This is a genomic window from Sphingomonas sp. GW821-FHT10C01 (genome assembly GCF_059415525.1).
In genome coordinates, this window is the sequence record NZ_JBWKNK010000001.1 from 1958668 (window position 1) to 1981823 (window position 23156).

Consider the following 23156-nt stretch of genomic DNA (forward strand, 5'->3'; position numbering starts at 1 on the left):
TGACGGGGCATCGCCGCAGGATCAGCCTTTCTGGGAGGAGGGCGGAACAATGCGCAAGATGATCGTGGCGGCGGCAGTACTGGCGGGATGGCCGGCGGCGGGCGAAGTGACCAAGTCCGATCCGGGCGGGTTCGTCTCGACGCACAAGCTGGCCATCGCGGCACCACCGGAGAAGGTGTGGGATACCGTTGCCAAACCGTCGCTATGGTGGAGCAAGGACCACACCTACTCGGGCGACAGCGCCAACATCAGCTGGGATACCAACCCCGGTGGCTGCTGGTGCGAGAAGTTGCCCGGCGGTGGCGTCGAGCATGGCCGCACCATCTATGCCGTACGCGGCAAGGCGCTGCGTATCTCCGGCGCGTTCGGTCCGCTGCAGAGCGGCGCGGTGAACGCGACGATGACTTTCGCGCTCAAGCCGGTGGGGCAGGGGACCGAGCTGACGGTGACCTATGTCGTCGGCGGCTATCACCCGTCCGGACTCGCCGGTTTCGTCAGCGCCGTGGACGGGGTGATCGGCGCGCAGATGCCGGGGCTGAAGGCGGCGGCCGAGGCCGCAAGATGAAGAAGTTTTCATCTGCCCGTCACCGCCACGACGGGTAGCGGGGTCTAGAAGCGGGGGCAGGGCGAGGCGCAATGCCTCTCCCGCAAACGAGTGGATCTCAAGCTATGCGCAAACTCCTGCTCCCTGCCGTTGCCCTGTCGCTGATCGCCGCCCCGACGCTCGCGATGGCCAGCACGCCTACCGCCGCGCCCAAGGCCGAGAAGTCGGTCAAGGTTCACAAGCAGGTCAAGGCGAAGAAGCCGCACAAGGCGAAGAAGGCGTCGTAAGCCCGGACGATCCGTCTTCCCTAACCTTGTCGAAAGCCGGCGGAACCCCCTTTCCGCCGGCTTTCCGCATGATTAGCTTCCCGGCAAGGCGAGGCGCACGATGACCCGAAAGATCCTGATCGTCGAGGACGATGCCGCCACCGCGACCTATGTCGCCAAGGGGCTGGCCGAGGCGGGCTTCACCGTCGAGCAGACGGGCGACGGGCGCGACGGGCTGTTCCTGGCCAGTGACGGCCTGTTCGACGCGATCGTCGCGGATCGCATGCTGCCGGGGCTCGACGGGCTGGCGATGATCGCAGCGATCCGCGCTGCGGGTGTCGGGACGCCGGTGCTGGTCCTGTCGGCGCTCGGCACCGTTGACGATCGTATCGCGGGGCTCGACGCCGGCGCCGACGACTATCTCCCCAAGCCATTCGCCTTCTCCGAGCTGCTCGCGCGCGTGAGTGCGTTGCTGCGGCGAGCGGGCCCGGCGGCATCTGCTGGCACGGCACAGTCCCGGCTGGTGGTCGGCGACCTCGAGGTCGACCTGATCGCGCGCACCGTCACCCGGCAGGGGCACCAGCTCGCGATCGGCGGGCGCGAGTTCGCCTTGCTGGAATATCTCGCGCGCAACGCCGGCCAGGTCGTGACGCGGACGATGATGCTCGAAAAGGTCTGGAACTATCATTTCGATCCGGGATCGAACGTCGTCGATGTTCATATGGGCCGGCTCCGGCGCAAGCTGGAGGAGGGGATGGAGCCACCGATCCTGCATACGGTGCGCGGCGCGGGCTATCGGCTGGCCATCGAGCGGTGAACCGCCTGCCGATCACGGTGCGGATCGCGGCGCTGGCGGCATTGCTATCGATCGCCACCGCGATCGCGCTCGCCGCGCTGATCTGGCAGCAAACACATGAGGACGCGATCGGCGTGCTGCGTCGCGATGCCGCGCAGCAGACCGACACGCTCGCGTCGGTCTATCGTACCGGGGGAATCCGCGCGCTGGACGCCGCCATCGCCGAGATCAGTGCCGACGATCCCGACAATTCGCTGGTCGCGGCGGTCGTCGATGCGCAGGGCAGACGGCGGGTCGGCGTCGGCCCGGACCGGCTCGCCCGTCCGTTGCGGCCGGGATTCGAGATCGGTGCGATCGGCAGCGGCGATCCCTGGTCGCAGAGCGAGGCCGGGGTTGAACTGCGCCCGCTCGGCCGTGACTATCTGGTCGCCGGACGCCTGCTCAACGATTGGGAGCGGACCCAGCGGGCGATCGAGCGCGCGCTGTTCTGGGCCATCGCGGCGGCGGTCCTGCTCGGCATCGCGGGCGGGGTGATCCTTAGCCGCTATGTCGCCCGCCGTGTCGACCGGATCGCGCAGGTGGTCGAGGGCGCCGCCGCGGGCGATATGTCGCGCCGCGTGGGATTGCGGCCTGCGCGCGGGGACGCGTTCGACCGGCTCGGCGCACGGGTCGACGGCATGCTCGAACGGATCGAGCGGCTGGTCAGTGAGCTGCGGGTGGTCACCGACAGCGTCGGCCATGACCTCCGCTCACCCTTGATGCGACTACGCAGCCGGGCCGAGCAGGCGGCGACGAGTGGCGATCCGGCTCAGCGGGACGCCGCGATCGCCGGCGTCCTGGCCGAAGCGGACATCATGCTGAGGATGCTGAGCACCCTGCTCGAAATCTCGCGCGCAGAGGCCGGCGGCGCCGCGACCTTTCAGCGAGTCGACCTCGCGGCGATGCTTGGCGAGCTGGGCGACCTCTATGCGCCCGTCGCGGAGGAGGCGGGGGGCGTGCTGGACGTTGCGTTGCCCGCGCAACCGCTCGGCAGCCTCCCGGTCCATCGCGAGCTGCTGTCGCAGGCGCTGGCGAACCTGATCGACAATGCGCTCAAATATGCGCCCGGCACCGTTATTACGCTGCGCCTCGCCCGGACGCCCGGCGGCGAGATCGCCCTCGCGGTCGCCGATCGCGGGCCGGGCATTGCCGTGGGCGAGCGCGCCGAGGCGATTGCGCGTTTCGGTCGGCTCGACGCCGCACGCGGCCGTCCGGGAGCCGGACTCGGCCTTTCCCTGGTCGACAGCGTCGCCCGGCTCCACGGCGGGCGACTCGATCTGAGCGACAACGCGCCGGGGCTTGTCGCGTCGATCCTGCTGCCCGCCGATTGATCGCGATACCATCCTTGGCCCGCGGCCCCGTTTACTATATACGAGGCCTATTCCAGCGCGCATCGCACCGGTGCTTGACAGTCCGGGTGCGACTGCATATGTCGCGCATCTTCCGAAACCCGTTCGACCGGCAGCGCTTTAGAGCGTGTGCCGCGCGACTGCGTTTCGGGTCAACGCTACGAGATGGGGTTTGCTGCCATGCACGCCCCGTGGAGCTGGGAGAACAAGATTCATGGCACGTATTGCGGGTGTTAACCTCCCGACGAACAAGCGCGTACTGATCGCGCTTCAGTATATCCACGGCATCGGCCCCGCGAAGGCCAAGGAAATCACGACGAAGCTGGGCATCGCCGCCGAGCGTCGCGTGCAGGACCTGTCGGACCAGGAAGTACTTCAGATCCGCGAGACCATCGACGGCGCCTACACCGTCGAGGGCGATCTTCGCCGCGAAACCGCGATGAACATCAAGCGCCTGATGGACCTGGCCTGCTATCGCGGCCTGCGTCATCGCAAGGGTCTGCCCGTTCGCGGCCAGCGCACGCATACCAATGCGCGCACCCGCAAGGGCAAGGCGAAGCCGATCGCTGGTAAGAAGAAGTAAGTCGCTGGGCCGCTTGACCGGCGGCCCGCCTTTCTTCGCAGATTCGAAGGATTACTGAATAATGGCACAAGCACCACAGCGTCTTCGCCGTCGCGAGCGCAAGAACATCACCGCCGGCGTCGCCCATGTGAACGCCAGCTTCAACAACACCATGATCACGATCACGGACGCGCAGGGCAACGCGATCAGCTGGTCGTCGGCTGGCATGATGGGCTTCAAGGGGTCGCGCAAGTCGACCCCGTACGCCGCCCAGGTCGCCGCTGAAGACGCGGGCCGCAAGGCTGCCGAGCACGGCGTCCGCACGCTCGAGGTCGAGGTCAAGGGTCCGGGTTCGGGCCGTGAGTCGGCGCTGCGCGCGCTGCAGGCGGTTGGTTTCCAGATCACGTCGATCCGCGACGTGACCTCGATCCCGCACAACGGCGTTCGCCCCAGCAAGCGTCGTCGCGTCTGATTTGACTTTCCGCCTCCGCCGCGGATTCGGGATGCCGGATCCGGGCTGGAGGCGGCTCCAATCCTGGCAGGATAGCCCCGTCCTGCCCAACCCAGGGGAAGCCTGTGTCTGTCAACGCAAAGAACTGGCAGGAACTGAAGAAGCCGAACGGCCTTGAGAAAAAGGGCGGTGACGGCAAGCGGAAGGCGACCTTTGTCGCTGAGCCGCTGGAGCGCGGTTTCGGCCTGACGCTCGGCAACGCGCTGCGCCGCGTGCTGCTCTCGTCGCTCCAGGGCGCGGCGGTGACCTCGATCAAGATCGAGAACGTGCTTCACGAATTCTCGTCGCTCGCCGGCGTGCGTGAGGACGTGACCGATCTCGTGCTCAACGTGAAGCAGATCGCGCTCAAGATGCAGGGCGAGGGCGCCAAGCGCCTCCAGCTCAGCGCGACCGGCCCGGCCGAAGTCAAGGCCGGTGACATCGCCGTTTCGGGCGACATCGAAGTGATGAACCCCGATCTGGTGCTGTGTCACCTCGACGATGGCGCGACGCTCAACATGGAACTCGTCGCGGACACCGGTAAGGGCTATGTCCCCGCCGCCGCGAACCGTCCGGCCGATGCGCCGATCGGTCTGATCCCGGTCGACGCGCTTTACTCGCCGGTCCGTCAGGTGAGCTACAAGGTCGAGAACACCCGCGTCGGGCAGGAGCTTGACTACGACAAGCTCAGCCTCTCTGTCGAGACCGACGGCACCGTGACTCCTGAGGACGCCGTGGCCTATGCCGCGCGCATTCTGCAGGACCAGCTGGCGCTGTTCGTTCACTTCGACGATTCGGCCGTTACCCGTTCGGCGCCGATCGGCGTGGCCGCTCCGGCCGCGTCGGAAGGTGGCTCGGGCGACACCGCGACGATCAACCGCTACCTTCTCAAGAAGGTGGACGAGCTCGAGCTGTCGGTCCGTTCGGCCAACTGCCTCAAGAACGACAACATCATCTACATCGGCGATCTGGTCCAGAAGACCGAAGCCGAGATGCTGCGCACCCCGAATTTCGGCCGCAAGTCGCTGAACGAAATCAAGGAAGTGCTGTCGTCGATGGGTCTGCGCCTCGGCATGGAAATCCCGGGCTGGCCGCCTGAGAACATCGAAGAGATGGCCAAGAAGCTCGAGCAGGAGATCATGGGCTGATTTCGCACCGGCGCAGCGATGCTGCGCCGGAGACGAAACCAGCCTGGCCGGCGGGTCGCAGAACCCGTCCGACGCCGCGGCTTTGCCGCGGCGGGCCGGCTCCGAAGAGATGGGTTATCGGCAGCCACCCCAAGTGCTGCCTGGTCCGGGGTACCTGATACGGCCCCCGAACGAACTGAAAGGAAATACCCATGCGCCATAAGTACGGCGGTCGTAAGCTTCAGCGTACCTCGGCCCATCGCGCCGCGCTGTTCCGCAACATGTCGGCCGCGTTGATCAAGCACGAGCAGATCACCACCACCGTCGCCAAGGCGAAGGAACTGCGTCCCTACGTCGAGAAGCTGGTGACGCTGGCGAAGAAGGGCGGCCTTTCGAACCGCCGTCTCGCGCATGCTCGTCTCCTCGACGACGCGCAGCTGGTGAAGCTGTTCGACGTTCTGGCCGCGCGCTATGCCGACCGCAACGGCGGCTATACCCGCATCATCAAGGCTGGTCCGCGCGCTTCGGACGCGGCGCCGATGGCGATCATCGAGTTCGTCGATCGCGACGTCTCGGCCAAGGGCCAGGATTCGGGTCCGGTGCTGAACGACGAGGACTTCGACGAAGCGGCCTGATCCGCGCTCACAAGCCAAATCGAAAGGGCGGTCGCACTCCGGTGCGGCCGCCCTTTTGCGATGTGCAAAGCGGGTATTTTTGCCTCGAAAGAATTGCTGAACCTTTCGAAACCGCAACGACTTCCTATCTCTGCGGCAGGATGGCGAGGATGGTTCCTCGCACCGGAGGTTGAGATGCGTTCGAAGGCGGGCAACAGTGCGGGCAATGCGGTGGCGATCGGCTTCGCCGCCTTGCCGCTGCTGGTCGTGGGCTGGGCCAGCTGGACGACCGGGCTCGGCGGTCTTGTCTGAAGGCACTGAACTCTCTCCCTTTCAATGTAGGAATTCATCTGGTTTATCCTGTGCGATGAACCGGTCTGCCATTCACTCCTTCACCCCCACGCGGGTGCGATGCCGTCGCGAACCCGCCGTGTCGCGGTCGCGTAATGGTCTGATCCCGTCGCGTATCTGTCCGAACCCGTCATCCTCAGGTCGCGTGCGTGTCGCGCTGCTGTCCGTTTCCGGCGCGCCGGTGGCGCCTGGGTGTCGCGTCGTGGTCGCGAACCTGTCGCGTCGCAGGTGCGTTCGCCGAAAATCCCCGCATTTGCGTCAAGTTCGTCAACCGGCGTGCTTGACCAGCGCCACCGTCGGAATAGGGTGCCGCGGTTCCCGTTTCAGGAGATACCAATGCGCCGCGCGTCGCTGATCGCCCTTCCGCTGCTGTTCGCAGCCCCCATCGTTCATGCCAGCCCGGAGTCGACCAGCACGATGCCTGCCCCGATCGCCTATCCCGAAACCAAGCGTGTCGACGTGACCGACGAGAGCTTTGGTCAGAAGATCGCCGACCCCTATCGCTGGCTCGAGAACGACGTGCGCAACGACAAGGAAGTCGCGGCATGGGTCGAGGCGCAGAACAAGCTGACCGATGCCTATCTCGCGTCGCTGCCGGGCCGCGACGTCTTCCGTGCCCGCATCAAGCAGCTGTACGACTATGAGCGGTTCGGCGTGCCGAAGCACAAGGGCAGCCGCTATTTCTACAGCCACAATACCGGCCTCCAGAACCAGGCGGTGCTTTGGGTTCGCGACAGCGTCGATGGCCCCGGCCGCGTGCTGATCGATCCCAATGGCTGGGCCAAGGACGGCGCGACCGCGCTGTCCGAATGGGTGCCGTCCGAGGACGGCAAGCTGCTGGTCTATGGCATTCAGGACGGCGGCAGCGACTGGCGCACGGTCAAGGTGCTCGACGTCGCCACCGGCAAGACGCTGGACGACGAGGTCAAGTGGATGAAGTTCAGCGCGCTTACCTGGGCGAAGGACGGCTCGGGCTTCTATTATTCCCGCTTCCCCGCGCCCGTCGAAGGTCAGGCGTTCCAGCAGCTCAACGAGAACCAGGCGGTCTATTTCCACAAGATCGGCACGCCGCAGAGCGCTGACCGGCTGATCTATTCGACTCCGGAAACGCCGAAGCGGGGCCATTTCGCGCAGATCACCGACGACGGCAGCTGGCTGGTTATTACCACCACCGAAGGCACCGATGATCGCTATGAGATCACACTGATCGACCTCAAGACCCCGGGCGCCAAGCCGCGCAAGCTGATCGCGGGGCTGGAGAATAACTGGAGCCTCGCCGGCAATATCGGCACGCGCTTCTTCTGGACGACCAACAAGGGCGCGCCGAAGCTCAAGCTGGTGTCGATGGACATCGCGTCGGCGAATCCGGTCGCAACCGACCTGATTCCCGAGGATTCGGCGACGCTCGAGGGGGCCGGCATCGTCGGCGGTCAGCTATTCGCCAGCTATCTGGTTGATGCCAAGGACGAACTGCGCCGCTACTCGCTCGACGGCAAGCTGCTGGGCAAGGTCGCGACGCCGGGAATCGGTGCGGTCTCCGGCTTCAGCGGCGATCCGGATTCGAACGAGGCCTTCTACGCCTTCACCAGCTTCAACACGCCGCCGACCGTCTATCGCTACGACGTGAAGACTGGCAAGGCGACTGCATGGGCGCAGCCCAAGGTCGCGTTCGATCCGAACAAATACGGCGTCGAACAGCGCTTCTACACGTCGAAGGACGGCACCAAGGTGCCGATGTTCATCGTCAAGCGGAAGGATGTGACCGGTCCTGCGCCGACCCTGCTGTGGGGCTATGGCGGGTTCAATGTCAGCTACGGCCCGGCCTTCTCGGCCTCGCGTCTCGCCTGGATGGAGCAGGGTGGCGTGTTCGTCCTCGCCAACATTCGCGGCGGCGGCGAATATGGCAAGGCATGGCACAATGGCGGTCGTCTCGCCAACAAGCAGAACAGCTTCGACGACTTCATCGGCGCCGGCGAATATCTGATCGCGCAGGGCATCACCAAGAAGGATGGCCTTGCCATCCAGGGCGGCTCGAACGGCGGCATGCTGGTCGGCGCGGTGGTGAACCAGCGGCCCGACCTGTTTGCGGCGGCGCTGCCTGCCGTCGGCGTGATGGACATGCTGCGCTTCGATCGCTGGACCGCTGGCCGCTATTGGGTGGACGATTACGGCCACCCGTCGAAGGAAGCGGAGTGGAAGGTGCTGCGGACCTATTCGCCGTACCACAACATCGCCTCGGGCAAGACCTATCCGGCGATCCTGGCGACCACCGCGGACACTGACGATCGCGTCGTGCCCGGCCATACGTTCAAGTACACGGCGGCCCTGCAGGCGGCGGACATCGGTCCCAAGCCGCATCTGGTGCGGATTGAGACCCGCGCGGGCCATGGTACCGGCAAGCCGACGGATAAGATCATCCAGGAAACCTCCGACCTCTGGGCCTTTGCCGCCAAGTGGACGGGGCTGGACGTCAAGCCCGTCCAGTAGGACTTGCCCTTCCATCGCCTTGTATTGAGGCGCGTATTCGATAGGTTCCGTCCACTTCCCAGTGGATGGAGCCTTCGATGCGTTTGATCAGCCTGCCTTTGCTCGCCCTTGCCGCCGCCTCCTGTTCGACGCCGCAGGCGAAGCCGCGTGAGGCCGGGCCCGCGCCGACGCTGCATCAGCGGCTGCTGACGCTCGACACTCATCTCGACACGCCGGTCTGGTTCTCCAACCCCAACTGGAAGTTCGGCGACCGCCACGCCTGGGAGACCGACCTGGCGCAGGTCGATCTGGGGCGGATGGACAGCGGTGCGCTCGATGGCGGGATGTTCGTCATCTACACCGCCCAGAAGGAGGTTACGCCCCAGGGCTTTGCCGACGCCAAGGCGTTCGCGTTCAAGCGGCTGGGTGAGATCCAGAAGACGCTTGGCGCCTATCCCAATCGGATCGAGTTGGTGACGACCGCCGACCAGGCGATCCGCGCTGACAAGGCTGGGCTGCGCTTCGGGTTCATCAGCATCGAGAACAGCTATCCGCTGGGTGAGGACCTGTCGCTGTTGAAGACCTTCTACGACGGCGGCGTGCGGATGGCGGGGCCGGTGCATTCCAAGGACAACCAGTTCGCAGACAGCGCCACGGGGCAGGGGACGTGGAAGGGTCTGTCGCCACTGGGCAAACAGTGGGTCGTGGAGATGAATCGCCTCGGCATGGTCATCGACGGCAGTCACTCGTCGGACGCGACGTTCGACCAGCTGCTCGAGCTTTCGAAGGCGCCGATCATCCTCTCGCACTCCGGTCCCAAGGCGCTGTGGGGGCACAACCGCAACATCGACGACGACCGTATCCGCCAGCTCGCGGCGAAGGGCGGGGCCGTGTGCATGAACAGCGTGTTCCTGACCAAGATGACCTACACCGACGAGCGCAACCGGCTGTCGGCGCTGGTCGATAAGATCGGCACGCTGTCGCCGGTGGACCAGGCGAAGCTCGTGGCCGAGGTGCGGGCGCTGGACAAGGTGGCACCGGTTCAGGACACCGACTTCGAGAATTTCATGACCAACCTGCTCTATCTGCTCAAGGTCGCGGGCCCCGATCATGTCTGCATGGGCGCCGACTGGGATGGCGGCGGCGGTGCGCGCGGGTTCGAGGACATCACCGCGCTGCCCAAGGTCACCGAACGGCTGGTTGCCGCGGGCTATTCTGAGGCGGATATCGCCAAGATCTGGTCGGGCAATGTCCTGCGCATCCTGCGCGCCGCGGACGCCGCCAAGGGCAAATAGCGGCTAGGGTAGTCGCTTCACGCTCAGTATCTTGATCTTCGGAGCCAGCATCGACCCCTTCATCACGCCCTCCCCAGCGGTGGGCGAGGTGGGGGCGTCGAGAATCTTCCAGACGACGTCCATTCCCTCGATCACCTTGCCGAACGCCGCATAGCCGAGATTGTCGCCCGGCGCCGAGGGATTGGCGTCGAGCGAGGTCTGGTCACCGACGCTGATCGTGAACTCCCCGCGCCCAGTGCCCGGCGCCAGACGGGCGGTGGAGATGGCGCCATCGACATGCTTGACGCCGGTCTTGGTCGTCGGCTCGTGCGCGATCGGGGGGAGGATACGCTTGGGGTTTCCCTCGACCCCGAACTGGACGAAGCCGAATTTGTCCGCGACCTTCACCGATCGATAGAAACCGATGCCGTCGAGCCGTTTCTGGTCGACATAGCGCAGGAAATTGCGCGCGGTGATCGGCGCGCGCGCGGTCTCCAGCTCGAGCACGATACGGCCGAGGCTGGTCTCGATCGCCACCTTCTGGGTCGCCGGTTTGGGTGTCGACTCCACGATCGCCGGGGTGACGGGCGGCGGCGGCACACTCTGGGCAAGGGCGGTCAGCGGGGCCAGCAAGGCGGCGGCGAGCAGGGTGCGGCGGATCATCATGCTGCCAGCTTCGCCCAAGCGGCGGACCGCTTCAACCGGCTTTCGTCCACAACAGAATCACTTTGCTGGTACGCGGCATGACGCCACCCATGTTGCGAAAGGCGATGCCGTTCCCCTAGATGCGGTATCGCCACCGCCATTTCGGGGCCTACAGGACACAAGATGACCGCCACTCACTCGACCCGCATGCTGATCCTCGGTTCCGGCCCCGCCGGGCTTTCCGCCGCCATCTATGGCGCGCGCGCCGGCCTGGCGCCGATCGTGGTGCAAGGCATCCAGCCGGGCGGGCAGCTGATGACCACCACCGATGTCGAGAATTATCCCGGCTTCCGCGAGGTGATCCAGGGTCCTTGGCTGATGGGCGAAATGCAGGCGCAGGCCGAGCATGTCGGCGCGCAGATGCTGTACGACACGATCGTCGAGGTCGACCTGACCCAGCGCCCGTTCCGCATGGTCGGCGACAGCGGCACCGTGTACCTGGGCGATACGCTGGTGATCGCGACGGGCGCCCAGGCCAAGTGGCTGGGCCTGGACAGCGAAGAGGCGATGAAGGGGAAGGGCGCGTCCGCGTGCGCGACCTGTGACGGCTTCTTCTATCGCGGCAAGAAGGTCGCGGTGATCGGCGGCGGCAACACCGCGGTCGAGGAAGCGCTGTACCTGACCAACCACAGCCATGACGTGACGCTGATTCACCGCCGCGACAGCCTGCGCGCGGAAAAGATCCTGCAGCAGCGGCTGTTCGCCAATCCCAAGATCAAGACGCTGTGGAACAAGGAAGTCGTCGAGTTCGTCGGCGGCGGCGATCCCGAGGGGCTGGTCGGCCTCAAGCTCAAGGACACGGTGACCGGCGAACTGTCCGACATCGATGTCGAGGGCGGCTTCGTCGCGATCGGCCATCATCCGGCCACCGAACTGTTCCGCGGCCATTTGAAGCTCGACAGCGACAGCTATATCGAGGTCGAGACCGGCACCACGCGCACCAGCGTGCCCGGCGTGTTCGCGTGCGGCGACGTGATGGACAAGGTCTATCGCCAGGCGATCACCGCGGCGGGCACCGGCTGCATGGCGGCACTCGATGCCGAACGCTTCCTGGCCGAGGCCGATTTCGAGGCGGTCGCCGAAGCGGCGGAGTGAGACCGCGCGCCAAAGTGAAGGGATGCACGCTCCATTTTTACACTTTGGCATATGCTTCATTTGCCGTCTGCTGCCGGACCAGTTGACAGAGTTGACAGAAAACAGCGGTTTTTCTTGGACGCGCCGGTAACAGGACGGAAACGCGCCGCGTTTGCGCCGGGTTCGCCGCACCTGTGCGCCACTGACGCGCCGTCCGCGCGCCACTGACGCGACACGCACGCGCCGGTTGCGCGCCGGCCACCCGCCACTGCTGCGCCACCGACGCGGCGGGGTATCGGCTTGAGGACAGGTGGTCGATCCATCGACAAGGGTAGATCAGACGAAATCCAACATTGGAAGGGTTTGTCGAGCGTCTGCTTACGACCCCATTGCAGACGTTCGAGCTTGTAATAAATTCGGCCGACGGCTTCACGCGCCCGAGGACAGCGTCCGAAAGAGGACGCTTGCCGCTTGCGACGCGCTCACTACGATCGGCGGGCATGATTCACGCGCTGCCCTATGATCTGGTCGATCCACGTCCAATCGCGAAAGATGCGCCCTACACCTTTTTCCTTCCGGGCGCTGCTGAGATCTCGGCTTTCGGCAAGGGGGACCTCGTCAAGCTCATCTTCGAATATCCCCACGAAACCGCCGAGTGGGCCGCCGAACGCATGTGGGTCATCGTCGACGATGTTCGAGGCGAAGATATCATTGGGATTCTCGATAATCAGCCGAGCGAGCCGACGACGTTGCTGGAAGCCGGTGCGACGATTCGTTTCGCGCGCCATCACGTCATCGCGATTCTGTGGGCATGCCCCGAGGCCGCGCCTCGCCCTGGTGATCGTCGGGAATATTGGGAGCGATGTATTGTCGATGATTGTGTCCTCGACGGCTCCGAACCCGTGGAATTCATCTATCGCGAAGCGCCGGACTTGCAGGATGACGACGACAAATTCCCCGACAGCGGCTGGCGCGTCCGTGGACGAATGGGGGAGGCGACGGACGACGAGCTGGATGCCCGAACGCTGCAATATGTGGCCCTCGGACTGGTCCTCAACAGGGACGATAGCTGGCTCAGCCTGATCGATGCCCCGATTGGTTCCCGCTTTTTCCGCAATGCTGGGACCGGCATCTATGAGGAAGAAGAGTGATCCGGCGCCTGCCGAGCAACTGCGGCAGGTATTGGTTAGTTCCATAGCGGATCATATCGTAGATCGAGTGCGCAGTGATGATCCCGTCAGCGATCGGTAAGGACGGCGAGCACCTGCTCTGTCAGCCATGCCTTGTCCTGCGGGCGCGCGAAGCTGTGGCTGTCGGTGTCGCAGGTTTCGAGCGCGCAGCGGGCGCGGGCAGGGGTAAAGACGTCACTCTTCCAGTGATCGGCGAAGGCGAGGGCGGTGTTGTCGGCCTTTGCGAGCAAGATGGCGACAGGGATTTCCGTCGCATTCAGTGCAGCCGCGAGGCGGGCTGGAAGTCCTTGCGGAGCTTGCGATGGTTTGGATGAAGCTTTCAGCAAGCCGCTGACAAGTTTACGGATATTCACCCCGCCAGTGAACAGGCGGAGCAGTTCGCGCGGGTTCTTGAGCTTCGCGATATAGCGCGAGCGGATCGCAGCCGCGGCGGGAAGGTCGTCGCCCCCCTTCTCATCCACTTCTATTGTCCAGGGGTTGGTCAGGACGAGTGCGTCGATACCCGCGCCCGCGTGGAACAGGATCAGCGCGCTGGCGGCGTCGCAGTTTCCGAAGGCGGCGATGCGGGTGAGGTGCGGCGCTTCGCGGCGGAAGGCGGCGACGGCTTCACGAATGTCCTCAGTGGTGGATTCGAAGCCGTTGTTATCGCCTGTTGAATCGCCGATTCCGCGACGGTCGTAGCGCAGCACCGGATGGCCCGCAGCGGCGATGGTGGCGGCGAGCTCGGCCATGCCGCGATGCGCACCGATGCGGATCTCATTCCCGCCCGAGACGATCAGCAGGCCGGTGGTTCCCGGGGCCTCATCGAGCGTGGCGGCGAGGGTTTCGCCCGCACAGGGGAAGCTGGTCAGCCGGCGCATGAAGCGATCCACTGGGCGATATCGTCGGCCACGATGTTGGCGAAGACGAAGTCGTTGTCCGGCTCTGCCCGGCGCCAGAGCGGGCTGCCGGGAAGCTTGGTGTCGGCGGGTTTCGCTTCGGTTTCGAGCCGGACGGTGCGCGCGATGCCGGTTGCGGGTGTCGCGGTGGTGAGTTCGGCGAGCAACGCCGGGGCGATGAGATTGCCCGCGAGTTCGACCGCTTCGGTCGCGGTGTCGAGCGATGCCGGGTCGAATGCCTCGCCTGCCTCACGCGAAGACGCCTGGCGGGCGCGTACCAGCTCGCGGCGCAGATCGGCGCCGTTCATGGGGGAAAGGTGGTAACGGCCCGCGACCGCCGCCTCACCGTCGAGCAACGCACCGCTGCGGATGGCGAGGGTGAAGACGGGCGGCTCGAGACCGGCCACCGCCGCCGCAAAGGCGGTTCGCAACTTCGCAAGCGTGGTTTCATGCGTGGGGACGAGGCTTTCACCCTGACCCGGCAGGTCGGGCAGCGCCCCTGCCACCCCGCGTGCTGCCAGCGCGCGCAGGATCGTGACCGCGAAGGCGCGGGTGCGGTTCGCTTCCTCGAACAGCGGCAATGCGACGACGACGACGGCCTTTGGGACGGGGCCGGTGGCTGGGCCGAAGCGGAGCATCGCTTCGCGGCCACCCGGCCAGTCATAGGCGTCGAACGTTATCAGTTGAGCGCCTTGGACGCGGCGAAGGTGACGAGCGCGCCAAAGGTTTCGAGCATGTCGCCGTCGACCTCGTCATCCTCGATGATGATGCCCAGGCGATCCTCGATTTCGGTCAGCACGCCGGCGACCGCCATCGAATCGAGCTCTGGCAACGCTCCGAACAATGGGGTCGCCTCGTTGAAGGCGGCGGCGCGGTCGGCGCTGATCCCCAGCACGTCGCGCAATACACCGCGCACCGTTTCCTCGACCTCGTGAAATCCGTCCGGCTGCAACGTACGTCCCCCTGCTATTTTTGCGATCCCGATACCGGTTGCGCGCGGCGCTGCCAAGTGCTGCACCTGCTAACAGCAAACAGGAACTGTATCGTTAACCGATGCGGGGTAAGGAAGCGCGATGGTTGTACTGGACCCGACCCCGCGGACAATCGACGCGCTGCCCGGCATGGGCGCGCCCGACGACGTCGCCCTGGAAGACCGGAATGGCACACTGACCTATGCCGAACTGCAGGGCTGCGTTGCCGCCCTGGCGGCCTGGCTGAGGCGGCAGGGCTTCGCGCCGGGTGCGCGGGTCGCGACCTGGCTGCCCAAGACACGACTGGCGTGCCTGATGCCGCTCGCGGCGCCGCGAGCGGGGCTGGTGCATGTGCCGGTGAACCCGGTGCTCAAGCGCGCGCAGGTTGCGCATATCCTGGCTGACAGCGGCGCGTCGCTGCTGATCACTCAGCCAGCGCGGTCGATGACGCTGGAGAGCGGCGACCTGCCCGATGATTGCCGGATCGCAGGGGATGATGAGGCGGTGATCGACGGACCGGGACTGCCGATTTCGGCCGCCGATCCGCAGGCGCTGGCGGCGATCCTCTATACCTCGGGCTCCACCGGGCGGCCCAAGGGGGTGATGCTGAGCCACGCCAATATGTGGCTGGGGGCGATTTCGGTCGCGCACTATTTGAAGATCACGCCCGAAGATCGCGTGCTGGGGGTACTGCCGCTGAGCTTCGATTATGGACAGAACCAGCTGTTTTCGACCTGGGCCGGTGGGGGGCGGGTGATCCCGCTCGACTATCTGACCGCGCGCGATGTGATGAAGGCGGTCGAGCGGCATGCGGTGACGACGATCGCCGGAGTGCCGCCGCTGTGGGTGCAACTGCTGGACGCGGAGTGGCCGGAGTTGACCGCGCGGAAGCTGCGGAGGTTGACCAATTCGGGGGGAGCGTTGACCACGGGCATGGTGCGTGGGCTGCGGAGCAAGTTTCCTAATGCCGACCTCTATCCAATGTACGGGCTGACCGAGGCGTTCCGTTCGACCTATCTCGATCCGTCCCTGGTGGACGAACACCCGGATTCGATGGGGCGGGCGATCCCCTTTGCCGAGATCATGGTGGTGCGCCCGGACGGGACCCGCGCCGAGGCGGGCGAAGCGGGGGAGCTGGTTCATGCCGGGCCGCTGGTGGCGCAGGGATATTGGCAGGACGAAGAGCGGACCGCGCAGCGCTTCAAGCCCGCGCCGGCCTTTTCCGAGTACGGGGGGATGGCGGTGTTTTCGGGAGATACGGTGACCGAGGGGAGCGATGGCCTGTTGCGCTTCGTCGGGCGCGACGACGAGATGATCAAGTCGCAGGGTAACCGCATCAGCCCGACAGAGGTCGAGGAGGCGGTGCTGGCGGGCGGAGAAGCGCGCGAGGCGGCGGCGTTCGGGATCAAGGACGAGCGGCTGGGCCAAGCGGTCGTAGTGGTTGCGGTGGCACGCGGCGACGCGGCAGTGGCCGAGGCGGCGCTGCGCGAACGGCTGCGGCGCGAATTACCGAGCTTCATGCAGCCGACACGTTACGAATGGCGTGAGAGCCTGCCGCGCAACGCGAACGGGAAGTTCGACCGATCGGGCCTGAAGGCGGAGTTGACGTCATGAAGCCAATCGGACCGATCCCCCCCTATTTCGCGGGGCAAAGCGAGCTGACGATCGCGGGCAGGACCGCTGCGAGCTGGGTCGCGGAGGCGGGCTCGCCGCTGTTCGTCTATGATGTTGGGATCGTGAGCGAACGGCTGGCGCGGCTTCGGGTGGCGCTGCCTGAGCTGTGCGAGATCCATTTCGCGATCAAGGCCAATCCCTTGCCGGCATTTCTTGAGGCGGTGGCACCGCTGGTGGGCGGGCTGGATGTCGCGTCGGGCGGGGAGTTGGCCAAGGCGCTGAAGGTCAAGGACGCGGCGCACATCAGTTTTGCCGGGCCGGGCAAGCGCGATGCGGAGTTGGAGGCGGCGATTGCCGCGGGGGCGACGCTCAACCTTGAATCCGAGGGCGAGGCGGAGCGCGCGCTGGCGATCGGGCAGCGGCTGGGCATCGTGCCGAAGCTGGCGGTGCGGGTGAACCCCGACTTCGAGCTGCGCGGATCGGGGATGAAGATGGGCGGGCGCGCCTCCCCCTTCGGGCTCGATGCGGCGCGGGTGCCGGCGCTGGTGAAGCGCCTAATCGCGGCGGGAGCGGATTGGCGGGGGTTCCATATCTTCGCCGGATCGCAGTCGCTCGACACCGCGGCGATCATCGAGACGCAGGCGGCGACGGTGGGCGCGGCGGCGCGGCTGGCGGAGGAGGCGGGCGCCGAACCGCCAATGGTGAATTTGGGCGGCGGGTTCGGGATCCCGTATTTCGCGGGCGATACCCCGGTCGATATCGATGCGGTGGGTGTCGCGCTCGGCGAGGTGCTGGCGGGGCGGCCGGCGGCGCTGGCGCGATCGGCCTTCGCGATCGAGTTGGGGCGGTGGATCGCGGGCGAGTGCGGGGTCTATCTGATGCGCGTGATCGACCGGAAGGTCAGCGGGGAAGAGACGTTCCTGGTGTGCGACGGCGGGCTGCATCACCAGCTCGCGGCGTCGGGCAATTTCGGGACGGTGGTGCGCCGCAACTATCCGATGGCGGTCGCGGGTAAGATGGACGCGGAGCCGGTTGAGACCGTGTCGGTCGTCGGGCCGCTCTGCACCCCGCTCGATCGGCTGGCCGACCGGGTCGCGCTGCCGCACGCGGAGCCGGGCGATGTCGTCGCGATCTTCCTGGCGGGGGCCTATGGCGCGAGCGCGAGCCCGGCGGCCTTTCTGGGGCATGGTCCCGCCACGGAGATCGTCGCGGGCGGCTGATCAGCCCGAAAACATGCGAAAGCGCAGATGCTCGGGCGGTTCGGCTTTGTCTGACACGCCCGACCACGGCGCCTTGAGGCTCATGCCCAGCGGCAGGAGCACGAGCTGTGCGAGCGCCGTGCATAGAAGGCCCCACCATGCGAACACTTCATACTCGCGGAGCAGCGCGAGCGCGTCGCACGCCAGCATCGGCATGAACATCACCCACGCGGCGATGCACCATTTGCTGCGCAGATAGCGGCTGCCGATGACGAGGGCGACAAGGTGCTGGACCAGATTGACCCAGTAATGGGGCGCGCCAAACCACCAGGCAAACTCCCCGGCAAGCCAACTCAGCACGATCACGCGCGCCAGCGGACTGAACGGCGCCACGAACAGGCCGGTCAGCAGAATTCCCAGATAATAGAGGTGCCCCGGACCCATTGGCTCCTGGTCAGCCAGGGTTGGTGGGTTTTTGCGGGCGGGTAGTCGGCGGAGGTGTCGGCGAAGATGGCGAGGGCGCCGGTGCCGGAGGATAGCCGCCATGCTGGCCGCTCATCGAAAGCGAATGGCTCCGGATCATTGCCGTCTCTCTCCCACTAGCAGGCCCTGAAACCGATTCGGGCCGTAGCTGCAAACGGCTATAGCGTGCGTGGCGCACAAATTCCTGCTCTTCCTCCCTAACGGTATCTTTACCCATGTAACCCTAAGCGTTCCGTAAGGCGCGTGATATTCGGGGGCGGGACGCCGGCTCCTTTGCGCGGGACGGAGGTTACTGGGTGATGCGTTTTCGGCACAATGCGAGAGTAGTGACGGCGGCGTCGATCGCGGCAGTCGTGCTTTCGAGCTGCACGGGCGGCAACAACCGGCCCGAGCTGCCCTCCACGACCTTCGTCGCGAGCCGTGAGGGGCCGGGCGAGGAATATGTGATCGGGCCGCTCGACAGCCTGCAGATCTTCGTGTGGCGCAATCCGGAACTGTCGGCCAAGGTGCAGGTGCGTCCCGATGGCCGTATCACCACGCCGTTGATCAGCGACATGCCCGCAGTCGGGAAGACCCCGGCGATGCTGGCCGACGACCTGAAGATCGCGCTCGGCGAATATATCAAGGACCCGATCGTTTCGGTCATCGTCGAGAATTTCAATGGCACGTTCAGCCAGCAGATTCGGATCGTCGGCGCGACCGAGAAGCCCGCGTCGATCCCGTATCGCGCGAACATGACCCTGCTCGACGCGATGATCGCGGTGGGCGGGCTTTCCGAGTTCGCGGCCGGAAACCGCGCGCGGCTGGTGCGTTTCGACAAGAATACGGGCCAGCAGCGCGAATATCGTCTGCGTCTGTCGGCTCTGCTCAAGAACGGGGATACGAGCGCGAATGTTCGGCTGGAGCCGGGCGACGTGATCATTATCCCCGAAAGCATGTTCTAGGGGCGGCGCGGCGATGGGAGGCCTTTGGGAAGAAATCCGGACACTGCTTCACGGGATCTGGCAACGCCGCTGGATCGCGCTGGCGATCGCATGGGCGCTGTGCCTGGCGGGCTGGCTGGTCGTGTCGCAGATGCCCAACCAGTATGAGAGCCGCGCGCGCGTTCAGGTACAGCTGCGCCAGATCCTGCCCGGCGACAGCATCGCCACCCAGCAGGACCAGCAGAAGGACATCGACCGGATTCGCCAGACGTTGACCAGCGCGGTGAACCTGGAAAAGGTCGTTCGCGGCACCGAATTGGCCAACACCGTCGCCACCGACAAGGACGTCGCGGCGCGGGTCGCGGGCCTGCAGCAGAAGATCAAGGTCGTCGCGCAGCAGGATAATCTGTTCGAAATCACCGCGACGGCGTCGAACGGTAAGCTCGCGCGCTCGATCGTGCAGAAGCTGATCGACATCTTTGTCGAGGACAATCTGACCCAGGGACGCGACCAGGCGAGCCAGTCGCTTACGTTCCTCGATCAGCAGCTGGCGGATCGCCAGAAGGCGCTTCAGGCAGCCGAGGCGAAGCAGGCCGAGTTCCAGGCACGCTATCTGGGGTCGCTGCCCGGCACCGGTACGCTGACCGAGCGGCTGGCGACGGCGCGAAGCCAGCTTGCGGACATCAACTCGCAGCTTGCGGCTGCGCAAAGCGGACTTGCCGCGGTCAACGGCCAAATGGCCGGAACGACCGCTACCTCTCCCGGGGCTGGCGGCATTGCCGTCGCAGGCCCGGCGCGCGCGCGTGTTACGGCTATTCAAGGACAGCTGGCCGAAGCCCGCGCGCGCGGTTGGACCGACAGCCACCCCGATGTGGCGGCGCTGCGTAGCCAACTCGCCCAGGCGCAGATCGCCGCGCGGGGCGAGAAGCCAGTCGCGGGCGGCGGCGGTGGCGCCAGCGCCAACCCGCTCTATCTGGGCCTTAAGACGATGCAGGCCGAAAAGGCTTCACAGGTCGCTGCACTGGCTAACCGCAAGGCGCAGATCGAGTCCGACATCAACGCCTTTGACCAGAAGATCGCCGGCGACCCCGCCGCAGCGCAGGAACAGGCCGAGATCGACCGCAATTATCAGGTCCTGAAGACCGAATATGACAAGCTGCTCACCGATCGCGAGCAAGTGAAGCTGCGCAGCCAGGCGGCGAGCCAGACCGATGCGGTCAAGTTCAATGTGGTCGATCCGCCGGTGACGCCAACGGCGCCGAGCGCGCCCAACCGGATGCTGCTGCTGACCGGCGTGCTGATCGTCGGGCTGGGTGGCGGCGTGGCCGCGGCATTCGGCCTGAGCCAGCTCGCCGGCACCTTCGCCACGTCCAAGCGGTTGGAGAAGGCGTCGGGCATGCCGGTGATCGGTTCGGTCGGCGAAGTGGTGACCGCGGCGCAGACCGCGTTGCGTAAGAAACGATTGCAGATATTCGCTGCGGCGACCGGCGGGCTCGTGTTCGCATGGGTCGCTTTGCTCGGGCTGGAGATGTTCCAGCGCGGCGTGGCAGCGTAAGGGGCACGCGATGAACGACCAGACACCTCGGCGCTATCGCGGATCGCTCCTCGAGCGGGCGGCCGAGCGCTATGACCTGATGCACGAACCGCGCGTGCTTCCGCCGCTTCCGGCGGTGGAGCCCGCGCGCGTTCAGCCCGAGCCGGAAGCGGCGGCGGAATCGCCCGCTCCGATGCTCGGCAATGCCGATGTGCCTGTGGTCGAAGAGGGTGCGATCGAAGACGCCGTGGTCGAAGCGGAGATCGTCGAGGTTGCCGATGAAGCGCCGGTGGAGGCGTTCGAACCGGTTTCGGTCGTCGCACCGGAGATCGTGCGCGCCGCGCCAAAGGCAAGCGCGCACGCGCCGGCCCGGCATATCGCGATCGACCGGGAGCAGCTGGCCGAGGAAGGTATGCTGGTTCCGGGTGCGCCGGTGACCGCGCTTGCCGAGGAATTCCGCCTGATCAAGCGCCAGCTGATCAACACGGCGCGTACGGTCTGGGCCGCTGACAATGACGCAAACGAGAACCGCGCGCGGATGATCCTTGTCTGTTCGGCCAAGCCGAATGACGGCAAGACATTCTGCGCCATCAACCTGGCGCTTTCGATGTCCGCCGAGAAGGATGTCGAAATCCTGCTGGTCGATGCCGATTTTGCCAAGCCCGATGTGATGAACCGGCTGGGCGCGAGCGAGGGGCCGGGGCTGCTCGACGTGCTGGCTGGCGATATCGACGACGTCGAATCCTGTGTGATCGCGACCGATGTGCCGCAGCTTTCGGTGCTGCCCGCCGGCACGCGGTCGAACGCCGATACCGAATTGCTGGCGAGCGAGCGGGCAACCACGATTCTTGAATCGCTGGCTTCCGCCGATCCGCGCCGCATCGTGATCTTCGATTCGCCGCCGGTGCTGGCCGCGTCGCCCGCCTCCGTGCTCGCGGGGCTGGTGGGGCAGGTGATGCTGGTGGTTCGCGCCGATCGTACGAGCGAGAGCGACCTGCGCGAAGCGGTCGGGATGCTCGACGGGTGCGATCAGATCCAGCTCGTCCTTAACAGCGTATCTTTCCAGCCGGGCGGACGCCGCTTCGGCAGCTATGGTGCCTATTACGGGGAACCCGAGTCATGAGGCTGCTCGCCGCGGCGATCGCCGCCACCGCCCTCAGCGCCGTTCCGGCCGCCGCCAAGGATCGGCAGAAGTCGATCACGCCCTATGTCGAGGTGGCACAGGTACTCGTCGCCGACTTCGATTCGGACGAGGTGCTGACCTATACCAGCGTCGGTGTCGGCGTGGACGCGTCGATCCAGACCCGCCGGGTCGAGGTGCAGCTCTCGTACAAATACGAGCATCGCTTCTCCTACAGCCGCGATGTGGCTGACGGCGACACGCATAGCGGTATCGCGCGCGCGGCGGTGAAGCTTGCGCCCGGCCTGACGGTCGAGGGCGGCGCGCTGGCCACGCGCACCCGCAGCGACATTCGCGGCGACGCGCCCGGCAACCTCGCCGGCAACGTCCGCAACGTCAGTCAGATCTACTCGGTTTACGCCGGGCCGACCTTCCACACCGGCAATGGTCCGGCGAGCCTGAGCGCAGCCTATCGCTTCGGCTATGTGAAGTCGGAGGCGCCCGATATCGTCGGGATCGATCCGCTGCTCCCGCCGCTCGACGTCTATGACAGCTCGACCAGCCATCTGGCGCAGCTTCGCGCCGGGGTGAAGGCGGGGACGATCCTGCCCGTCGGCCTTAGCGTCGCGGGCGTGTGGCAGCGCGAGAATGCGAGCCAGCTCGATCAGGTCTATGACGGCAAGTTCCTGCGTGGCGATGCGGTGCTGCCGGTCGGCGCGGGTCTCGCGCTGGTCGCGGGCGTCGGATACGAGAAGATCAAGATCACGCAGAAGGACCCGCTGCGCGACGGCGCGGGCAATATCGTGCGTGACCGCAATGGCCGCTTCGTGACCGATCCGGCTTCGCCGCCGCGTATCGCCTATCAGACCGACGGCCTCTTCTGGGACGCGGGCGTGATGTACAAGCCGAGCAGCCGGCTGATGCTCGAGGCGCGGGTCGGTCGCCGCTATGATTCGATGAGCTACACCGGATCGCTGCAGTGGCAGATTTCGCGCCGTTCGGGCCTTCAGGTCGGGGTCTATGACTCGGTCGACAGCTTCGGCCGCCAGCTCGTCCGCGATCTCGCGGCGCTGCCGACCAGCTTCAACACACCACGCGATCCGTTCGGCGACGGCTTCAATGGCTGTGTGTTCGGCGATACCGCGACGGCGGCAGGCGGGTGCCTGACCAACTCGCTGGGATCGATCTCGACCGCCAGCTATCGCGCGCGCGGCGTCAACGCCGTACTGTCGATGAATGCCGGGCCGACGACCCTGGGGCTGGGGATGGGCTATGCCAATCGCCGCTACCTGGTGCCGCCGGGTGTGATCGTGGCGGGGACGAGCGACGATAACTGGTATGGCCAGCTCTTCGCGTCGCATCAGCTCGACTCGGTGTCGAGCCTGAGCGGCAACGTCTATGCCAACTATTACGAGAGCAATCTGCCGGGATCGCCCGGCGTGTTCGGGGCTGGCGCCAACGGCTCTTATTATCGTAGCTTCGGATCGCTCAGTGCGATGGCGACGCTTGGGATTTCGACGTACGATGTCGAGGGTGCGGGCAATACTTCTGCCCAGGCGCTGCTCGGTCTTCGCTACGGCTTCTGAC

The 23156-nt window shown here is 65.8% G+C and carries 23 protein-coding genes; 18 read left to right on the plus strand and 5 right to left on the minus strand.

Annotated elements, in window-relative coordinates:
- The first annotated feature begins 49 nt into the window (after positions 1–49).
- From AC07M1_RS09485 to AC07M1_RS09530, 10 genes are all read left to right on the plus strand, one after another.
- Complete coding sequence (locus AC07M1_RS09485; RefSeq protein ID WP_495162297.1) at positions 50–565, plus strand: SRPBCC family protein; 516 nt, start codon at positions 50–52, stop codon at positions 563–565.
- Positions 566–669: 104 nt separating this feature from the next.
- Entirely contained in the window at positions 670–831 is a 162-nt protein-coding gene (locus tag AC07M1_RS09490) for a hypothetical protein (RefSeq protein ID WP_495162298.1), read from the plus strand.
- Positions 832–931: 100 nt separating this feature from the next.
- Entirely contained in the window at positions 932–1627 is a 696-nt protein-coding gene (locus tag AC07M1_RS09495) for a response regulator transcription factor (protein ID WP_495162299.1), read from the plus strand.
- Positions 1624–2976, plus strand: a complete 1353-nt coding sequence (locus AC07M1_RS09500; protein ID WP_495162300.1) for a sensor histidine kinase — start codon at positions 1624–1626, stop codon at positions 2974–2976. Before AC07M1_RS09495 ends, AC07M1_RS09500 begins: the two co-directional genes overlap by 4 nt.
- A gap of 232 nt (positions 2977–3208) precedes the next feature.
- A complete protein-coding gene (gene rpsM, locus AC07M1_RS09505) occupies positions 3209–3577 on the plus strand; it encodes a 30S ribosomal protein S13 (protein WP_495162301.1) in 369 nt (122 codons plus the stop codon).
- 61 nt (positions 3578–3638) lie between these two features.
- A complete protein-coding gene (gene rpsK, locus AC07M1_RS09510) occupies positions 3639–4028 on the plus strand; it encodes a 30S ribosomal protein S11 (protein WP_066579261.1) in 390 nt (129 codons plus the stop codon).
- A 104-nt stretch (positions 4029–4132) separates the two neighbouring features.
- The gene (locus AC07M1_RS09515; protein ID WP_495162302.1) at positions 4133–5194 is read left to right on the plus strand and encodes a DNA-directed RNA polymerase subunit alpha; all 1062 of its coding nucleotides are present in this window, start codon (positions 4133–4135) and stop codon (positions 5192–5194) included.
- 191 nt (positions 5195–5385) lie between these two features.
- On the plus strand, positions 5386–5808 hold the full coding sequence (rplQ, locus tag AC07M1_RS09520) for a 50S ribosomal protein L17 (RefSeq protein WP_495162303.1): 423 nt from the start codon (positions 5386–5388) through the stop codon (positions 5806–5808).
- Positions 5809–6474: 666 nt separating this feature from the next.
- Positions 6475–8625 (plus strand): prolyl oligopeptidase family serine peptidase, encoded by a 2151-nt coding sequence (locus AC07M1_RS09525; RefSeq protein ID WP_495162304.1) that lies wholly within the window; start codon positions 6475–6477, stop codon positions 8623–8625.
- Between the two features lie 77 nt (positions 8626–8702).
- Positions 8703–9899, plus strand: coding sequence for a dipeptidase (locus AC07M1_RS09530; protein WP_495162305.1), 1197 nt, complete (start codon positions 8703–8705; stop codon positions 9897–9899).
- 3 nt (positions 9900–9902) lie between these two features.
- Here the strand turns inward: AC07M1_RS09530 and AC07M1_RS09535 are convergent, their stop codons facing one another.
- Positions 9903–10544: a peptidylprolyl isomerase gene (locus tag AC07M1_RS09535; protein WP_495162306.1), complete on the minus strand. Its 642-nt coding sequence runs from the start codon at positions 10542–10544 to the stop codon at positions 9903–9905.
- Positions 10545–10706: 162 nt separating this feature from the next.
- Here AC07M1_RS09535 and trxB point away from each other — a divergent pair, with 162 nt between their 5' ends.
- Positions 10707–11678 (plus strand): thioredoxin-disulfide reductase, encoded by a 972-nt coding sequence (gene trxB, locus AC07M1_RS09540; RefSeq protein WP_495162307.1) that lies wholly within the window; start codon positions 10707–10709, stop codon positions 11676–11678.
- 479 nt (positions 11679–12157) lie between these two features.
- Positions 12158–12808 carry an immunity protein Imm33 domain-containing protein gene (locus AC07M1_RS09545; protein ID WP_495162308.1) on the plus strand — a complete coding sequence of 217 codons (651 nt, stop codon included), beginning with the start codon at positions 12158–12160 and terminating at the stop codon, positions 12806–12808.
- 86 nt (positions 12809–12894) lie between these two features.
- Here the strand turns inward: AC07M1_RS09545 and AC07M1_RS09550 are convergent, their stop codons facing one another.
- The 3 genes from AC07M1_RS09550 to AC07M1_RS09560 are packed head-to-tail and all read right to left on the minus strand — an operon-like array spanning position 12895 to position 14677.
- Complete coding sequence (locus tag AC07M1_RS09550) at positions 12895–13707, minus strand: hydrolase 1, exosortase A system-associated (RefSeq protein WP_495162309.1); 813 nt, start codon at positions 13705–13707, stop codon at positions 12895–12897.
- On the minus strand, positions 13695–14363 hold the full coding sequence (locus AC07M1_RS09555; protein ID WP_495162310.1) for an alpha/beta hydrolase family protein: 669 nt from the start codon (positions 14361–14363) through the stop codon (positions 13695–13697). The genes AC07M1_RS09550 and AC07M1_RS09555 overlap by 13 nt, the downstream gene beginning before the upstream one ends.
- Positions 14364–14404: 41 nt before the next feature.
- A complete protein-coding gene (locus tag AC07M1_RS09560; RefSeq protein ID WP_495162311.1) occupies positions 14405–14677 on the minus strand; it encodes an acyl carrier protein in 273 nt (90 codons plus the stop codon).
- A gap of 121 nt (positions 14678–14798) precedes the next feature.
- On the opposite strand from AC07M1_RS09560, the gene AC07M1_RS09565 reads away from it, so the two are divergent.
- Positions 14799–16310, plus strand: a complete 1512-nt coding sequence (locus tag AC07M1_RS09565) for an acyl-CoA ligase (AMP-forming), exosortase A system-associated (RefSeq protein ID WP_495162312.1) — start codon at positions 14799–14801, stop codon at positions 16308–16310.
- Complete coding sequence (locus tag AC07M1_RS09570) at positions 16307–17530, plus strand: pyridoxal-dependent decarboxylase, exosortase A system-associated (RefSeq protein WP_495162313.1); 1224 nt, start codon at positions 16307–16309, stop codon at positions 17528–17530. The genes AC07M1_RS09565 and AC07M1_RS09570 overlap by 4 nt, the downstream gene beginning before the upstream one ends.
- Here AC07M1_RS09570 and AC07M1_RS09575 read toward each other — a convergent pair whose 3' ends face one another.
- Positions 17531–17953: a hypothetical protein gene (locus AC07M1_RS09575; protein WP_495162314.1), complete on the minus strand. Its 423-nt coding sequence runs from the start codon at positions 17951–17953 to the stop codon at positions 17531–17533.
- A 338-nt stretch (positions 17954–18291) separates the two neighbouring features.
- On the opposite strand from AC07M1_RS09575, the gene AC07M1_RS09580 reads away from it, so the two are divergent.
- Genes AC07M1_RS09580 through AC07M1_RS09595 form a run of 4 tightly spaced genes read left to right on the plus strand, consistent with a single transcriptional unit; the run spans position 18292 to position 23155 of the window.
- Positions 18292–18936: an XrtA/PEP-CTERM system exopolysaccharide export protein gene (locus tag AC07M1_RS09580; protein WP_495162315.1), complete on the plus strand. Its 645-nt coding sequence runs from the start codon at positions 18292–18294 to the stop codon at positions 18934–18936.
- Between the two features lie 13 nt (positions 18937–18949).
- Positions 18950–20470, plus strand: coding sequence for an XrtA system polysaccharide chain length determinant (locus tag AC07M1_RS09585; RefSeq protein WP_495162316.1), 1521 nt, complete (start codon positions 18950–18952; stop codon positions 20468–20470).
- Positions 20471–20480: 10 nt separating this feature from the next.
- Positions 20481–21572, plus strand: coding sequence for an AAA family ATPase (locus AC07M1_RS09590; RefSeq protein ID WP_495162317.1), 1092 nt, complete (start codon positions 20481–20483; stop codon positions 21570–21572).
- The gene (locus AC07M1_RS09595) at positions 21569–23155 is read left to right on the plus strand and encodes a porin family protein (RefSeq protein ID WP_495162318.1); all 1587 of its coding nucleotides are present in this window, start codon (positions 21569–21571) and stop codon (positions 23153–23155) included. The genes AC07M1_RS09590 and AC07M1_RS09595 overlap by 4 nt, the downstream gene beginning before the upstream one ends.
- Position 23156: the final 1 nt, after the last annotated feature.